At 73.8% G+C, this 16,589-nt stretch carries 12 protein-coding genes; 6 read left to right on the top strand and 6 right to left on the bottom strand.

What is annotated here, in order from left to right; all coding sequences use genetic code 11:
• Positions 1-72: 72 nt before the first annotated feature.
• Entirely contained in the window at positions 73-2,088 is a 2,016-nt protein-coding gene (locus AB0881_RS13585; RefSeq protein ID WP_366616922.1) for an ABC transporter ATP-binding protein, read from the top strand.
• A gap of 31 nt (positions 2,089-2,119) precedes the next feature.
• Here AB0881_RS13585 and AB0881_RS13580 read toward each other — a convergent pair whose 3' ends face one another.
• Positions 2,120-5,725, bottom strand: a complete 3,606-nt coding sequence (locus AB0881_RS13580) for an AAA family ATPase (protein WP_366616920.1) — start codon at positions 5,723-5,725, stop codon at positions 2,120-2,122.
• Positions 5,726-5,878: 153 nt separating this feature from the next.
• Here AB0881_RS13580 and AB0881_RS13575 point away from each other — a divergent pair, with 153 nt between their 5' ends.
• Positions 5,879-6,241 (top strand): STAS domain-containing protein, encoded by a 363-nt coding sequence (locus AB0881_RS13575; protein WP_366616918.1) that lies wholly within the window; start codon positions 5,879-5,881, stop codon positions 6,239-6,241.
• Between the two features lie 41 nt (positions 6,242-6,282).
• Here the strand turns inward: AB0881_RS13575 and AB0881_RS13570 are convergent, their stop codons facing one another.
• The 5 genes from AB0881_RS13570 to AB0881_RS13550 all read right to left on the bottom strand — a co-directional run bounded on the left by AB0881_RS13570 (position 6,283) and on the right by AB0881_RS13550 (position 12,104).
• A complete protein-coding gene (locus AB0881_RS13570) occupies positions 6,283-7,056 on the bottom strand; it encodes an SGNH/GDSL hydrolase family protein (RefSeq protein ID WP_366616916.1) in 774 nt (257 codons plus the stop codon).
• Between the two features lie 107 nt (positions 7,057-7,163).
• Complete coding sequence (locus AB0881_RS13565; RefSeq protein WP_366616915.1) at positions 7,164-7,859, bottom strand: ATP/GTP-binding protein; 696 nt, start codon at positions 7,857-7,859, stop codon at positions 7,164-7,166.
• Positions 7,840-8,268, bottom strand: coding sequence for a DUF742 domain-containing protein (locus AB0881_RS13560; RefSeq protein ID WP_366616914.1), 429 nt, complete (start codon positions 8,266-8,268; stop codon positions 7,840-7,842). The genes AB0881_RS13565 and AB0881_RS13560 overlap by 20 nt, the downstream gene beginning before the upstream one ends.
• A gap of 30 nt (positions 8,269-8,298) precedes the next feature.
• Complete coding sequence (locus AB0881_RS13555; RefSeq protein WP_366616913.1) at positions 8,299-8,751, bottom strand: roadblock/LC7 domain-containing protein; 453 nt, start codon at positions 8,749-8,751, stop codon at positions 8,299-8,301.
• Complete coding sequence (locus tag AB0881_RS13550; RefSeq protein ID WP_366616912.1) at positions 8,748-12,104, bottom strand: nitrate- and nitrite sensing domain-containing protein; 3,357 nt, start codon at positions 12,102-12,104, stop codon at positions 8,748-8,750. The genes AB0881_RS13555 and AB0881_RS13550 overlap by 4 nt, the downstream gene beginning before the upstream one ends.
• 455 nt (positions 12,105-12,559) lie before the next feature.
• On the opposite strand from AB0881_RS13550, the gene AB0881_RS13545 reads away from it, so the two are divergent.
• The 4 genes from AB0881_RS13545 (at position 12,560) to AB0881_RS13530 (ending at position 16,577) form a co-directional block, all read left to right on the top strand.
• Complete coding sequence (locus AB0881_RS13545; protein WP_366616910.1) at positions 12,560-13,537, top strand: ABC transporter substrate-binding protein; 978 nt, start codon at positions 12,560-12,562, stop codon at positions 13,535-13,537.
• Complete coding sequence (locus AB0881_RS13540; protein WP_366616908.1) at positions 13,537-14,316, top strand: ABC transporter permease subunit; 780 nt, start codon at positions 13,537-13,539, stop codon at positions 14,314-14,316. The genes AB0881_RS13545 and AB0881_RS13540 overlap by 1 nt, the downstream gene beginning before the upstream one ends.
• Entirely contained in the window at positions 14,313-15,191 is an 879-nt protein-coding gene (locus AB0881_RS13535) for an ABC transporter permease (RefSeq protein WP_366616906.1), read from the top strand. Before AB0881_RS13540 ends, AB0881_RS13535 begins: the two co-directional genes overlap by 4 nt.
• 75 nt (positions 15,192-15,266) lie before the next feature.
• On the top strand, positions 15,267-16,577 hold the full coding sequence (locus AB0881_RS13530) for a flavin-dependent oxidoreductase (RefSeq protein WP_366616905.1): 1,311 nt from the start codon (positions 15,267-15,269) through the stop codon (positions 16,575-16,577).
• Positions 16,578-16,589 lie beyond the last annotated feature (12 nt).

Genomic DNA, 16,589 nt, shown 5'->3' with positions numbered 1-16,589 from the left:
GAAAGCAGCGGTCGCCGTCGTCCTCCCGGGGCACACTTCCCATCGGTGGTACGTGCGGGCGAGGGGCGGCGGATGGGTTCTTCACCAAGATTCTCCCTGCGCGGATTCGTCCGCGCCTTCAGGAACCGGCGCCGGACCAGCGCCGATGCCGCCCCGGACGATTCCGGGCTGCCGGAGGTTTCGGCGCCGGTCTGGTACGCCCGGACCGGCGAGCTGAACTCGACCGGCATGCGGACGATGGCCCGGCGGCTGCCCGCCGTGATCGGGCGGTCGGCCCGGCTGGCCTGGCGCGCCAACCCGGTCGACACCACCGTGACCATCGCGTTCAACCTGATCGCCGGGGTCTTCACCGCGTTCGGGCTGCTGGCCACCACCGGCGTGCTGACCGCGCTGCTCGCGGCCGGCCCGACCCCCGACCGGGTCCGCGCGGCGCTGCCGTCGCTGGCGCTGGTCGCCGGCGCGATCACGCTGCGGTCCGGGCTGCAGGCGGCGGCCGGCTGGGCGCAGGACCGCCTCAACCCCCAGGTGCAGCGGCTGGTCGAGCTGCGGCTGTACGAGGCGACCACGGCCGTGGAGCTGGCCGCGCTGGACGACTCGGAGTTCCTGGACGACCTCAAGCGCGCCGAGGGCCGCGGGATGCGGTCGGCGACCATGGTCGTCCAGCAGGCGGTGGACGTCCTCACCGGCGCGGTCGGGCTGGCCGCCGCGGCCGGGACGCTGGGCGTCCTGCATCCCCTGCTGCTGCCGCTGCTGCTGCTCACGGCGCTGCCGGAGGGCTGGGCGGCGGTCCGGGCCGCGCGGATGCGCTACGTCACCGAGCTGCGGCTGATCGGCGCGCTGCGGCGCAAGTGGATCCTGTCCGACCTGATGGCCGACCGCGGGCAGGCGCCGGAGATCCGCTCGTTCACCATGCGGGGCTTCCTGCTGGAGCAGTACGACCAGGTCGCCGCGCACCAGCGCGCCGTGGAGCTCGCCCTGGCCCGGCGGCAGACGGCCGTGCGGGTCCTCGGCGACATGATGAAGGGCCTGGCCACGGCGGGCGTCTACGTCGCGCTGGGGCTCATGCTGTGGAAGGGCGCGGTGCCGCTGGCCGTGGCGGGGACGGCCGTGCTGGCGATCCGCACCGGCCAGACCTCCCTGGCCACCCTGGTGTTCGCCGTCAACCGGTGCTACGAGGAGGGCCTGTACTTCGGCGACTACCTGGAGTTCTGCGCCGAGGCCGAGGCGCGTACGCCCGAGCGCGTACGCCTCCTACCTGAGGAGGACCCCGAGAAGGACTCCGAGAAGGTCTCCGCGGAGGACCCTGCGGAGGCCCCGGTGGCGCTGCCGGCGGACTTCGGCCGGATCACCGTCGAGGACGTCACGTTCACCTACCCCGGCGCGGACGCGCCCTCGCTCAACGGGATCTCGCTGCGCGTCGAGCGCGGCGAGGTGGTGGCGCTGGTCGGCGAGAACGGTTCGGGCAAGAGCACGCTGGCCAAGATCCTCGCCGGGCTGTACGACCCCGACACCGGCGACGTCCGCTGGGACGGCGTCCCGCTGCGCCGGGTGCCGCCCGAGCGGCTGTGGGAGCGCGTCGCGGTGATCGCTCAGGACTACACGCACTGGCCGATGACCGCCCGGCAGAACATCACGATGGGCCGTAAGGCGTCCGAGGAGGCGCTGCTGGCCGCCGCCCGGTCCTCCGGCGCCGACGAGGTGGTGGCCGATCTCGCGCGCGGCTACGACACGCTCCTGGACCGCCGCTTCGAGGGCGGCGCCGAGCTGTCGGGCGGGCAGTGGCAGCGGCTGGCGGTGGGCCGCGGCTTCTTCCGGGACGCGCCGCTGCTGATCTGCGACGAGCCGACCGCCGCCCTGGACGCGCGCGCCGAGCACCACCTGTTCGAGCGGATCCGCACGCACGCCGACGGCCGGACGGTGCTGCTGATCACGCACCGGCTGGCCAGCGTCCGGCACGCCGACCGGATCTACGTGCTGGAGCACGGCAAGGTGGTCGAGGAGGGCGACCACGCCTCGCTGATGGCGCACGGCGGCCTCTACGCCGACCTCTACGGCCTCCAGGCGGCGGCGTACCGCGCCGCAGGCTGAGCCCGGGCCGGACACCCATGTACCCCATCTACTAGATGTACGGTCCGGTCGGCAGGTCGGGCTCGCGCCGGGACGGCTCGGCGGGCACGTCCTCCGGCCGCAGCGTCCGCACCTCGGCCGGGTCGACGGCGCCGGGCCGGGCGTCCTCGGCCCCGGTGATCCGCTGCGCCTGCCGGGAGATCGCCTCCTCCAGCACGTTGCGGACGAGCCGGGCGTTGCCGAACGACGCGCCGCGCCGCTCGGCGGCCAGCCGGCGGCGCAGCGCGGCCAGCACGCCGTCCGCCATCGCGAAGCCGGCCTCGGCCGCCATCGACTCGAAGATCGTCGCGAGCTCGTCGTCGGTGTAGTCGGGGAACCGCAGCGCCTTGGGGAAGCGCGACTCCAGCCCAGGGTTGAAGCGCAGGAACCGCTCCATCTCCGCGTCGTACCCGGCGACGATCACCACCAGGTCCGAGCGGTGCTCCTCCATCAGCTTCAGCAGCTCGGCCACCGCCTCGTGGCCGAAGTCGCGGCCGTCGCCGCCGGCGCCGCTCAGCGCGTACGCCTCGTCGATGAACAGCACCCCGCCGAGCGCCCGGTCCACCGCCGCACGCACCTTGTGCGCGGTCTGCCCGATGAACTCGGCGACCAGGTCGCCGCGGGTGACCTCGACGAGATGGCCGGACGACAGCAGGCCCAGCTGGGCGTACACGGCCGCGACCAGCCGGGCGATGGTCGTCTTGGCGGTGCCCGGGTTGCCCATGAACACCATGTGCCGGGCCGGGAACGCCAGCGGCACCCCCGCGTCCCGGCGCATCTGCTCGGCCCGCGCCTCGGCGACCAGCGCGCCGATCTCCCGCTTGATCTCCTCCAGCCCGATCAGCCGGGCGACGTCGGCCAGCGGGTCGCCGGGCACCGCGTCCCGGCCGGGCGCCAGCGTGTCGGGCACGTCGGCGAGCAGGATCTCGTCCAGGGACTCGGTCTCGTCCACGACGCCGTCGGCCAGCACGCGGCGGCCCTGCATCGCCACCGCCCGGTCCAGCAGGCCGTGCATGACGCGGGCGTTGCCGAACCCGCGGCCGCGCGGCGCGGCCCGCACCAGCGCCGCCACCCGGTCGAGGACGCCCTCGGCCAGCGCGAACCCGGTGTCGGCCGCCTTGATCCGGAACACCTCGACCAGCTCGTCCTCGGTCAGGTCGGGGAAGCGGACGGTGCGCGGGAAGTACGCGGCCAGGTCGGGGTGGGCCTTCAGCAGGCCGTTCAGCTCGGCCTCGGGGCCGGTCAGCACCACGACCAGGTCGTCGGGGTGCGCCTGGACGGCGCCGAGCAGCACGTCCACGATCTCCCGGCCGCGGGCCGCCTCCGCCGAGGCGAACGCGTGCGCGTCCCGGACGAGCAGCACGCCGCCCAGCGCGCGCTCGACCGCCCGCCGCACCTTGACGGCGCTCTCGCTGGAGTAGTCGCCCAGCAGGTCGGCGCGGTCCACCTCGAACAGGTGGCCGTTGGACAGCACGCCGAGGTCGGCGTACACCCGGCCGAGGATCTGCGCGACCTTGCTCTTGCCCGTCCCCGTGTTGCCGGTGAAGACCAGGTGGCGGGGGCGCGCGGCCACCGCCATCCCCGCCTCGCGGCGCAGCCGCGCCGCCTTGGCCTCGGCGACCAGCGCGTCCACCTCCCGCTTGACCGGCTCGATGCCCGCCATCGCGGCCAGCTCGGCCAGCGGGTCGGCCTCGGCCGCGCGGCCGGTGATCACCCGGTGCGGCAGGTCGGCGGCGGTGACCTCCGGGACGGTGTCCGCGTCCTCGCCGGGCCCGGCCTCCTCGGCGGCGCGGCGGCGGGCCGCGGCGGCGACGCTCTGCCCGGCCAGGTGCTCGACCAGCCGGGCGCCGCGCAGGTTGTGCAGCGGCGGGGTGCGGGTGATGAGGAGTCCGGCGGTACGGGCCACCTCGCGGCTCACGCGGGCGCCGCGCGCCGACACGGCCCGGTGGAACAGCTCGGCGTGGTCGTCCTCGCCGAACTCGCGGGTCCGGGTCACCTCGAACGCGCGGACCAGGGCCGGGTTGGCGTCGAACAGCCGCCGGTCGCCGCCCGGCCGGCACAGCGCGACGACGTCGAGGCCGGGCGAGCGGGCCATCAACCGGCGCAGCTCCTCCAGGGCGGCCGGACCGCAGCGCTCGTACCCGGCCAGCTTCTCCAGGTCGTCCACGACCAGCAGCATCCGGCCCTCGACGCAGTCGCGGACGCGGGCCTGGAGCCACAGCACGGCGTCGCTGACGCCCAGCGTCGCGAACACCTGGTCGGAGATCCACAGCGCCTCGCGGATCAGGCCGCGCTCGCGCAGGACGTGCTCCAGGACCTCGGCGGCGGTGCCCTTCCCGGTGCCCTCGGAGCCGGCGACGAGCAGCCGGGCGGGCCGCTCCCCCGCCAGCCGCGCGGCGACGGCCTCGCGCATCGCCCGGCTCAGCTCGGGCTGGCCGACGAGCAGGTCGCCCGCCGCCCGCGCCGCGTCGGGCGCGGTCTCCGGCTCCGCCCGCTCCGGCCGGGACCCGGCGGCCGGCCTCCGCAGCCTCGCGGCCAGCGGGTTGGCGACCGGGCGGTGGTCGAACAGCCGCCGCAGGTCGTGCTGGAACGCGCGGACGGGGAGCCGGCACCGCGGGCTCGCGGCCGGCTCGGGCAGCCCCTGGACGGCCCCGGTGGCGCGCGCCGCCATGTCGAGCCAGGCGCGGCAGGCGTCGGCCTCGCCCGCGACCAGGCCGCGCGCGAGCCAGGCGCGGACCTCCAGCTGCCACGGCTCGGCGGCGAAGCCCGGCTCCAGCGCCCGTAGCCGGTCGGCCAGATTCTCATAGCGCGCGGTGCCCAGCGCCACCGCCAGCTCGGCGGGGGCGGCGGTCACCTCGGCGGCCAGCATGATCTTGGCGAGCGCCGCCTCCAGCGGGTCTCCCGGCCCGGCGGTCTCCAGCAGCCGCTCGTGCGCGGCGGCCAGGCCCTCGCACACCCAGCCGAGGTAGCCGAGCGGCCCGGCCAGCTCGGGCAGCACCGCCAGCGTCGCCTCCGGCAGGTCGGCGGTCCACACCGCCTCCAGCCGGTCCAGCGGCACGGCCAGCGCCTCCTCGCGCAGCGCCGGGTCGCCGAGCCGCCGGTCGAAGACCTCGATCAGCGCGGCCCGGCGCTCCTCCAGCGGCTCCAGCCCGGCGAACACGTCGAGGCCGGCGCGGGCCAGCTCGTACATCACCTCGCGGCGCTCGCGGTCGTCCCCGGCGGGCTCGGGCAGCCACAGGCCGGGCGGCCGCCAGCGCCCGCCCTGGGTGAACCAGGCGAGCGGGTCGCGGACGGCGGGCTCGGGGGTGGCGAGGAAGTCGCCGAGCAGCTCGTAGTCGACGTCGCCGCGGGACCCGCCGCGCAGCGCCGACGCCCCCAGCAGGAACGTCAGCAGCGACCACTGCTCGGCCCCGGTCGCCGAGGTGCCCTCCCCGTAGAACTCGCTCAGCTGCCGGGCGAGCACCGCGGCGCGCGGGTCGCGGTTGAACTCCAGCGCGCGCTCGCGCATCTCGGCGTACAGGCCGTCGGGCACCCGCCACGGCCCGTAGGCGTACACGTCCAGGACGGGCTCGTCGGTCAGCAGCGGCGCGAGGTGTTCGGGCAACCGTGGGGGACTCACGGCATGCACCCTACGGCGCCGCCGCGCCGTGCACACCTGCCGCCCGACCACGGCCGGGCCGGGTTGGCAGATGCGTGATCCTCGTGGATAGTTGTCGCATGGAAAACATTCACGGAGCGCCCGTGGATGTCCCCCGACCGGGAAGGCCCCCGCGTGCCCCCACTGGACGTGACCGCGCACCCGCACGACGGCTGCGCCGTCGTGCGCCTCACCGGCGAGCTCGACATCGCCACCGGTGACGTGCTGAGCGATCGGCTGCGCGAGATCCGGACCTCGCACGGCGACCACCTGGTCCTGGACCTCGCCGACCTGATGTTCATGGACTCGCACGGCCTGTCGATCATCATCGACTGCTACAAGGCGGTCGGGGAGAACGGCGGCAGCCTGGCGCTGGCCGCGCCGCGGCCGATCGTCCGGCGCGCCCTGGAGGTCATGGGGCTGCACCGCCGGATCACCGTGGCCGGCACCGTCGCGGAGGCGGTGGCCGCGCGGGCGGGCGGGGCGCCCGCGGGCTGATCCGGCGGAGTCCCGCCGGGGAGGGGCCCGGCGGGAGAGGGTCAGAGCGGCGACGGGGTCGGGCGCTTCGGCCCGCGGCCGTCCCCGGACGAGCGCCCGGTCGCCCGGCGGCCGATCCAGGGCAGCAGGTACGCGCGCGCCCAGTGCAGGTCCTCGCGGCGCAGGTCGAGCCAGCGCGCCGCCTCGGCCGGCGGCCACGGCTCGCGCCAGTCGCCCGCCACCGGGACGCCCAGCGTGTGCGCCACCAGCAGCGCCATCCGGCGGTGCCCCTCGGGCGACAGGTGCAGCCGGTCCTCGTACCAGGCCCGCGGGTCGTTGAACATCGTCATCGACCACAGGTCCACCACGTCGCAGCCGCGCCGGTCGGCGATGGCGCGCAGATGCATGTTGTACGTGGCCGCCTTGCCGCGGATGCGGTGGCCCGAGCGCAGGTTCCGGGTGTCGAAGCCGGTGAAGACCACCACCCGGGCGCCGGTCGCGCGCAGCCGCCGCACCGCGTCGTCGAACAGCACCGCCAGCGCGTCCGGGTCGGCGCCCGGCCGGATCATGTCGTTGCCGCCGGCGCAGAACGTCACCAGGTCGGGCTCCAGCTCGACCGCCCGCGGCACCTGGTCGTCCACGATCTGGCGCAGCAGCTTGCCGCGCACCGCCAGGTTGGCGTACCGCAGTCCCGGGTCGCGCTCGGCCAGATGCTCGGCGAGCCGGTCGGCCCACCCGCGGAAGCGGTCGGTCTCGCCCGGGTACGGGTCGTTCAGGCCCTCGCTGAAGCTGTCGCCGATCGCGACGTACGTACCGATCTGTCCCAGGGACTCCATCGCACCCCCTCGAACGCCTCCAAGATTCACGGGGGGTAAGTATGCATTATGCACGCATTCCTACGCGACCGTAGGAAGGCCGGCGCCGGGCGGCCCGGCGCCGGCGCCTACGTCCAGGTCGGCGAGGTGGTCCCCACGGGGCCGCCGGGCTGCTGCGGCGGCGGCTGCGAGCCGGCGGCCGGGACGCCGGGCATCGGGACCCCGGCGGCGTGCATCGTCATCGCGTGCTTGACCAGCGTGATCAGCACCTGCTTGGTGGACTCGCGGCTGCGCGCGTCGCACTGCATGATCGGCACGTGCGCGCTGATCGACAGCGCGTCCCGGATGTCCTCGGCGCCGTACGGGAACTCGCCGTTGAAGCCGTTCACGCCGACCACGAACGGCAGGCCGAGCTCCTCGAAGTAGTCCACCGCGGCGAAGCAGTCCTCCAGCCGCCGGGTGTCGACCAGCACCACCGCGCCGATCGCGCCCTTGACCAGGTCGTCCCACATGAACCAGAAGCGGTGCTGGCCCGGGGTGCCGAACAGGTAGAGGATCAGTTCCGAGTCCAGCGACACCCGGCCGAAGTCCATCGCGACCGTGGTGGTCGTCTTGTCGGGCACCGCCGACAGGTCGTCCACGTCGGCGCTGGCGGCGGTCATCACCGCCTCGGTGGTGAGCGGCATGATCTCCGACACCGACCCGACGAAGGTCGTCTTGCCCACCCCGAAGCCGCCACCGACGACGATCTTCACCGAGGTGAGTTCGGCGTCCCCGCCCGACGCGCCGGGCGGCGGCGCCTGATCAGAGGTTCCGAAGGCCACTGAGAACCCTTTCTAGGAGACGCATGTCCGGCTGCTGGCCGGAGGGACGCGACTGGTGCAAACGCAGCAGCCCTTCGAGTGCCATGTCGGCGATGAGGACCCGGGCCACCCCGAGGGGCAGCCGCAGCAGCGCCGAGACCTCGGCCACCGAGCGGGCGGACCGGCACAGGTCCATGATCGCCCGATACTCCGGGGTCAGCTGCGCCACGTCGCGCGGGGGAAAGGGCGCCGCCGTTACCAGCGCCTCGACCGCCAGGTCGTAGCGCGGCTTGGTGCGCCCGCCCGTGACCGCGTACGGGCGCACCAGCGAACTGCTCTCGGGCTCCTCCACCGGGGGTCTCCCGCGCGGATCACCGTGCCACCGCGGCGGGCCGCCCGGACCGGCTCCCCAGGGACTGCCTCGATCCATCTCGCCGACCTCCGTCAGAGTCAGTCAAGGTCAATAACGAGCCGGTCCGGTGCCCATTTCCGGAACGGCCCCTCCCCCGTACGGCGGCTGCTGCTCGGCCGTACCGCGCAGCGCCGGGGTCAGGACCCGACCCACCCGCTCCACCAGGAGGGTCATCTCGTACGCCACCAGCCCGAGGTCGCAGTCGGACGCGGCCAGCACCGCGAAGACCGACCCGTTGGCGATCGACATGACGAACAGCAGCCCGCGGTCCATCTCCACGACCGTCTGGGCCACGCCGCCGGCGTCGAAGATCTTCGCCGCGCCCTGGGTGAGGCTCATCAGGCCCGAGGCGATGGCCGACAGCTGGTCGGCCCGCTCGGGCGGGAAGCCCGCCGAGTACGCCATCGGCAGGCCGTCCGAGGAGACCACCACCGCGTGCGCCACCTTGGGGACGCGATCCGCGAAGTTGGTCACCAGCCAGTTGAGATCCTGCCCGCTCACCGGGTTCCTCCGTTCTCTCCGTCGCCCTGCGAGGAGCCCTCACCTGTCGTGCCGGAGCCGGACGGGTCGCCCGGGCCCTCCGAGCCACGCGTCTCGTTACGCCCCCGGCTGACGCCGCGCTGAAGGCTGGCGAACCGGTTCCGTACGGTATCGGCCGACGGAGCGGGCGCCGGCGGCGGTGCCGCCGCGCCCGGGGCCCCGGGCTGCTGCCCGGGTACCTGCGGCGGCGACTGCCCGCCGGGGCGCGCCCCGACCGCGCCCGGCACCCGGTTCTTGCCGGGTACGCGCTTGGGCAGTCCCGCCTGCGTGCGCTGGCCGGCCACCGGCTCCCGGACCGCCTCCGCGGCCCGGAACCCGGCGTCGGCTGGAGATTCCCAACCCTTCACGGGATCCTCGATCGGTGTCTGGTCGGTCCGGCGCTGGAACCACTCCGACCGCATCGCGTCGAAGATGGGCGAGCGCGGAGGCACCCCGGGCGGGGCGGCCCGGTCATGATCATGCTCGGCCGGGGTCCGGTCGGGCAAGCCCCGTTCCGGCGCCGGTCCGGCGCCGGCGCCGGGCGCGACCCCGTTGGCGGCGCCCCCGTGCTCGGGCGCACCGTGCTCGGGCGGCGAGACCATCGGCATCGGCCCGGTCTCCCAGGGGTTGCCCGGCCGCGCCGGCGGCGCCGGGTCCGGTACGGCCGGCTGCGCCTCGGGCACTCCCGCCACCGGCGGCACCGGGGCGGTGCGGTTCGGGTCGCCCGCCTCGGGGGGCTCCGCCGCACCGCCGCGCGCCGGGTGCTGGGCACCGGGCTGCCGCTGCGGCAGCGGCCGGTCCCCGGGCGGCTGCCCTTGCCGGGGCCCGTGCTGGAACTCGTGCGGCTGCTCGTACTGCTTGTCGTACGGCTGCTCGTACGGCTGGTCGTACGACTGCTCGTACGGGGGCTCGTCCATCGGCGGCTCGGGCCGCTCCGGCTCGGCGGGCGCGTGCCGGCCGCGCATCGCGTACGGGTCGCGCAGCCCGCGCGGCGCCTCCTCGGGCGGCCCCTGGTCCAGCGGCTGCAGCGGCGGGACCGGCCCGGTCCCGCCGGGCGAGGGGTACTGGCCGTTGCTCCCGAACGCGGGCTGCGGCCCGGTGCCGCCGTACGGCGGCTGCTGCTGCGGGCCCGTACCGCCCATGATCGGCTGCGGGCCGGTGCGGCCGCTTCCGCCGGGGCGCCGGCCGGGGGGCATGCCGTGCGGGCCGGACTCGTCCCCCGCCATCGGCTGCGGCCCGGTGCCGCCGGGGACGGTGCGCATCGGCCCGGTGCCGCCCATCCGCGGGCGCGGGACGCCGAACTCGCCGGTGCCCTCGCCCTGGCGGTAGTCACCGGGGGCCGCCGGGGGCGGACCGGCCGCGGGCGGGGTGGCCATCGCGGCGTACTCGGCGGACCTGGCGCCCTCTTCCAGCACGCCGAACCCGCGCGATCCCACGCCGCCGCCGCCCGCCGGGGCGATGACCTGGTCGGGCAGCACCACGAACGCGGTGAGCCCGCCGCCCTGCGCGGCGCGCAGCTCGACCCTGACGCCGTGCCGGACGGCCAGCCGGCCGACCACGAACAGGCCCATGCGGCGGGCCGCCGAGAAGTCGATGACCGGCGGGTTCGCCAGCCGCCAGTTGGCCTGCTCCAGCTCCTCTTGCGACATGCCCACGCCGGCGTCGGTGATCTGCAGCATGGCGCCGCCGCCGCTGAGCTGCTGGCCGGATACGGTCACCCGGGTGTGGTCGGCGGAGAACACCGTGGCGTTCTCCACCAGCTCGGCCAGGAGGTGGACGAGGTCGTTGACGACCGGGCCGGCGACGGTCATGTCGCCGTGCACGCGCAGCTGGACCCGCTCGTACTGCTCGACCTCCGACAGCGAGGCGCGCACCACGTCGATCAGGGGGACCGGCCGGTTCCACCGGCGGACCTGGTCCTGGCCGCCGAGGACCAGCAGGTTCTCGTTGTTGCGGCGCATGCGGGTGGCGAGGTGGTCCAGCCGGAACAGGTTGCCCAGCTGCTCCTCGTCGCGCTCGCTCTGCTCCAGGTCCTCGATCAGCTTGAGCTGACGCTCGATCAGCGACTGGCTGCGCCGCGACAGGTTGACGAACATCGCGTTGATGTTGCCGCGCAGCACGGCCTCGTCGGCCGCCAGCCGGACCGCCTCCCGGTGTACCTCGTCGAACGCCCGCGCGACCTGGCCGATCTCGTCGGAGGAGTCGACGTCGATCGGCTCGACCTCGATGCCCTCGGCGGCCGCCTCGGGATCGCGCAGCCGGTCCACCAGGCCGGGCAGCCGGGTGCCGGCCACCTCCAGGGCGCCGACCTGGAGCCGGCGCAGCGGCCGCACCAGCGAGCGCGCCACGGCCCCGGTGGCGAGCGCCGCCACCAGCAGCCCGATGAGCAGCAGCGCGGCGTCGATGCCCACGCCGACGTACGCGTCGTCCTTCAGCTCGCGGCTGTGGCGCACGATCGAGGCGGCCATGTTCCGCTCCACCTCGCGCATCTGGCCGAGGCGGACGGTGGCCGCCTTCTCCCACGCGATCGCCTGCGAGGGGCGCAGCCCGACGGCCAGTGTCGGGGAGGCGTCCGAGCGGACCAGGACCTGCTGGTAGATGCCCTCGACCTGGCCGATCTCCGGCCCGGTGACGGTGTCCTCGAACGCCTGCCGCTGGGCGGTGGTGGCGGTCGTGCGGAACAGCGCCATCTGGCTGTCCTGCTGCGACCGGGTGGCCAGCAGCCGCTCCCGGTCGGCGGGGGTGGCGAAGCGCCGGCTCAGGATGACCGAGGCGACGAGCGCGCGCTCCTGGGACGCGTTGTCCTTCGCGCGCGCGAGGGCGGCGAAGGCCCTGGTGCTCTCGGCCACCTCGGCGTTCGGGCTGCCCTGGGCGACCAGGTCGTTCAGGTCGAGCAGCGCCACGATCACCTGGCTGTAGATGTCCAGCGTGGAGAACGCCGAGGCGCTGTTCTGCCCGGCGATCTCGCGCATGCCGGGCAGCGTCTGGAGCCGGTACCGGACGTCGCCGATCTTGGCGCGCACCAGGGAGGAGTAGTCCTCACCGATGTCGCCGAGCGCCTCCCGGACCTCCCCTGCCGCACGGTCGGTGACCGCCTGCTGGTCCTTCAGCGTCTGGGTCTGGCCCGCCCGCGCCGCCGTCAGGAACTGGACCGTAAGGTCTCGTTCGTCTTCGAGTTCCTGTACGAGTCCGGACACCCGCTCACTGAGCGTAGCCAGCCGTTCGATTCGCGTATAGACGCCGGCCTCGGCCACACCGTCGCGAACCCGCAGGCCGGCCAGGATGCCGGCAACGGTCGCGGGGATGAGGATCAGCACCACGAGCCTGGTGGTCACGCGGGTGTTGGCGAGCCTGAATCGGCGCCCGCCCGCGCTCCGACCGGCGTTGCCGTCGTCGTCCGGCGTGAGGGAGCGAGCATCCGGACCTCGCACGCGGTCCTGCTCCATCGCTGGTCGCACGTCCCTCCATCACCTATTCACGGGTCCGCGGCGGCTCGCCCACCGATCGCCGCCCCGCACGGCGCGGGGTTCCCGTGACCTGTCGATACCTCTGGGGCGAGGGTCATTGCAGCACAGAGTAATCCCAAGAACAAACCCCAAGATGGGCCATTTCGAACTTCCGCCATTTTGGGGTGTTTGTACGTGTTTTAGCCCTATTTGTCCGCTTCGCGTATCACGTACATAAACATCGAGGCAACGTTCGAGAGTTACCCAGGGTTACTGCGCTAGAGTCCGCCACGATCATGCCGTTGAACGGCATAACTCCCATATCCCCCCTGAAGGAGCCCTCGATGAGGTTCGCTCACAGCCGGCGCCAGTGGATCGCCGGGGCACTCGCCGGCTCGCTCGCCCTGGCGCTGACCGCCTGCGGCGGCGGTGGCGAGAAGTCGGCCAACGGACTGGAGCAGTCCGAGATCACGGTGGGCGTCATGCCCATCACCGAGGGCGCGGGCGTCCAGATCGCCATCTCCCGGGGCTTCTTCAAGGACGAGGGCCTCGAAGTGAAGATGCAGACGGTCACCGGTTCGGCCGACGCGCTGCCCAAGCTCAAGGGCGGCCAGCTCGACATCGCGCACGGCGGCCACGTTGGCCTGATCCAGGCCCAGGCCAGCGGCGACGTCAAGCTGAGGATCGTCGCCGAGGCGTCCTCGATGACCAAGAACCTCAACGGCGTGCTGGTCCCCAAGGACTCCCCCATCAAGTCCCCCAAGGACCTGGCGGGCAAGAAGATCGGCACGAACGCGATCAACAACCAGAACAGCCTGCTGCTTCGCGCGACCCTCCAGCCGCACAACGTGACGATCGACGAGAAGAAGGACGTCGTCGTGGCGCCGTTCCCGCAGCAGGAGGCGCTGCTGAAGAACGAGAAGGTGGACGCGATCATCGTCCCCGAGCCGTTCGTCACCCAGATCCAGCAGTCGCTGGGCGCGCGGATCCTCACCGACTTCTCCAGCGGCCCGACCAAGGACTTCCCGATCACCGGCTTCGCCGCGAGCGAGAAGTTCGCCACCGAGAACCCCAAGACGGTGGCCGCGTTCCAGCGCGCGCTGGTGAAGGCGCAGGCCATCGCCGGTGACCGCGCGGTGCTGCAGGAGGCGATGCCGAAGTTCACCAAGCTCGACCCGAAGGTCGTGAGCGTGATCGCCCTGAACGGCTTCCCGACCTCTACCAGCGCCACCCGGGTCCAGCGGGTCGCGGACGTCATGCGGCAGTTCGGGTACCTGAAGCAGGACCTGGACGTCAAGCCGTTCGTCGTGCAGAACGGCTGATGAAGGCCCGGCTCGCGCGCGTCGCGCGGGGCGCGGTCGGGGTGGCCGGGGCCATCGCGCTCGCCGAACTGGTCGTACGGACCGGTCTCGTCGACGCCGAGGACGTCCCGCCCGCCTCGACCGTGCTCCTGCGCGCCGCCGAACTCTTCGCCGACACCGAGTTCCTCACCGCGGTCGCCGACACCGTCCGCGCCTGGCTGGGCGGGCTGCTGCTGGCCACGGTCGTCGCGGTGGCGCTGGGCCTGCTGCTCAACGCCACCCCGTGGCTCAACAGCGCCGCCCGGGTCGTGGTCGAGCTGCTGCGGCCGATCCCGTCGCTGGCGTTGATCCCGCTGGCGACCGTGACGTTCAGCTCGGTCACCCAGTCCAAGATGTCGCTGGTGTTCTACGCCTCCACCTGGCCCATCCTCATCAACACGCTGTACGCGCTGCGCGATGTGGACCCGGTCGCCAAGGAGACACTGCGCAGCTTCGGCTTCGGCAAGCTCGCCGTGCTGCTGCGGGTCAGCCTGCCGAGCGCCGCCCCGTTCGTCGCCACCGGCGTGCGGATCGCGCTCTCGGTCGGGCTCGTCGTGGTCATCAGCACCGAGCTCGTCGCCGGCGGCGGCGAGGGCATCGGCGGCTTCCTCATGGACAGCCAGACCGGCGGCGGCCAGACCGACCTCATGCTCGCCGGCGCGGTCTGGGCCGGCCTGCTCGGCCTGCTCGCCAACGCGGTGCTGGTCGGTACGGAGCGCCGCGCGTTCCGCTGGCACGCGGCCGGAACGGAGGCGGCATGACCGACGTCAAGGCGGCCACCGCCGAGAAGACGGCCGGTGCCGCACGCAAGGGCGCCGGGAAGCCGGGCGCCGGGCGCGGGCTGCGGCTGCTCGGGACCGGCATCGGGCGGCTGTGGCTGTTCGTGCTGCTGATGGCGCTGTGGGAGGTCGTCACCCGGATCGCGAACGGGTCCTTCTTCCCGCCGCCCTCGGAGATCGTCGCGGCCCTGCACGAGATCTGGTTCTCCGGCCCGGCGAGCGACCTGTTCCTGACCGAGAAGGCGATCGAGGACTTCAAGCCGAGCTTCACCAACCTGTTCACCGGCTGGGCCATCGCCGCGGTGAGCGGCGTGCTGCTCGGCCTGCTGATCGGCCGGTCCCGGTTGCTGGGCGACCTGCTGGACCCGCTCCTGCAGTTCCTCCGGGCGGTGCCGCCGCCCACGATGATCCCGTTCCTCCTGGTCATCCTGGACCTGGACGGCCCGCTGCAGATCACCACGATCGCGTTCGGGGTCGTCTGGCCGGTGCTGCTCAACACCATCGACGGCATGCGCACCGTGGACCGGCTCCAGCTGGAGACGGCGCGGGTCTTCGGCATCACCGGGCTCACCCGGCTGCGGCGGGTCATCCTGCCCGCGGCGGCACCGAAGATCTTCGCGGGGCTGCGGGTCAGCCTGGGCTTCGCGCTGATCCTGATGGTGATCTCCGAGCTGATCGGCCAGACCTCCGGCATCGGCGCCCACCTCGTCCTCGCCCAGCAGAGCTTCGAGCTGGCCGAGATGTGGGCCGGCATCGTGCTGCTCGGCGTCCTCGGCTGCCTGTTCAACATGGTGTTCCTGCTGGTCGAACGGCGGGCGCTGCGCTGGCACGTCGGGGCCAAGAGGCTCGCGGACTGACCGGGAACGACCGCTTCACCCATCCCACCCCCCGAAAATCTCTCTCAATCCACTACGAACGGAGACAGGCAAGGCATGCGCGTACTGATCGCGGGGGCCGGCATCGGCGGACTCACCACGGCGCTGAGCCTGCACGCCGCGGGCATCGAGGCGGAGCTGGTGGAGTCCGCGCGGCGGCCGCGGCCGCTCGGCGTGGGCATCAACCTGCTGCCGCACGCCGTGCGCGAGCTGACCGCGCTCGGGCTCGGCGAGGCGCTGGCCGGGATCGGGCTGCCGGCCGAGGAGCTGGTGCACTTCGACCGGCACGGGAACCGGGTGTGGGGCGAGGGCCGCGGCACGGCCCTCGGTTACCGCTGGCCGCAGATCTTCGTCCACCGCGGCGAGCTGCAGATGCTGCTGCTGGAGGCGGTGCAGGAGCGGCTCGGCGCGGACGCGGTCCGTACCGGGACCACCCTCACCGGCTTCACCGAGGAGGCCGGCGGCGTCACCTCGCGGGTGCGCGACCAGGACACCGGCACCGGATCCGAGATCCGGGCCGACGTCCTGGTCGGCGCCGACGGGCTGCACTCGGCGGTGCGCAAGGCGCTGCACCCGGACGAGGGCGGCCCGCTGTGGAACGGCGTCCGGCTGTGGCGCGGCACGACGGAGGCCGACCCGTTCCTCGACAACAGGACGATGGCGGTGCTCGGCAGCAAGCACGCGGCCAAGTTCATCTGCTACCCGATCTCCAGGGAGGCCGCCGACCGCGGCCGCGCGCTGGTGAACTGGCTCGGCGAGGTGCAGGAGCGCCCCGTTGACCCCGACGACCCGGCCGGCACGGCGGGCGGGCTGACCGAGGTCCCCGACTGGAACCGCGAGGGGCGGATCGAGGACGTCATGCCGTACTTCGAGGACTGGAACGTCCCGTGGCTGGACGTGCCGGGCCTCATCAAGGGCGCCGGGGAGATCCTGGAGTACCCGATGGTGGACCGCGCGCCGCTGCCGTTCTGGACCCGGGGACGGGTCACGCTGCTCGGCGACGCGGCCCACCCGATGTACCCGCTCGGCTCCAACGGCGGCTCGCAGGCGGTCCTCGACGCCCGCGCCCTGGCGTACGAGCTGGCCCGGGCCGCCACCCCGGAGGAGGGGCTGGCCGCGTACGACGCCGCGCGGCGGGAGACCGTGAACGCCATCGTGATCGGGAACCGCGTCAACCCGGGCGACGCCATCCTGCACACCGTGGCCGAGCGCGCCCCGGACGGCTTCGCCCGGATCGAGGACGTGCTGACGCCGGACGAGCTCGCGCCGCTCGCCGCCGGCTACCAGTCCATCACCCACACCGACGACATGAACCGCGACTCGCCCTGGGCGGTCTCGGCCGCTCCCCCACCGGCGCGCACGCGCTGAGGCAGCAGGTGA

Source organism: Spirillospora sp. NPDC029432, assembly GCF_040703975.1.
GTDB lineage: Bacteria > Actinomycetota > Actinomycetes > Streptosporangiales > Streptosporangiaceae > Spirillospora.
Note: the sequence above shows the minus strand (reverse complement) of the source record. Positions and strands in the feature narration are given on the sequence as shown.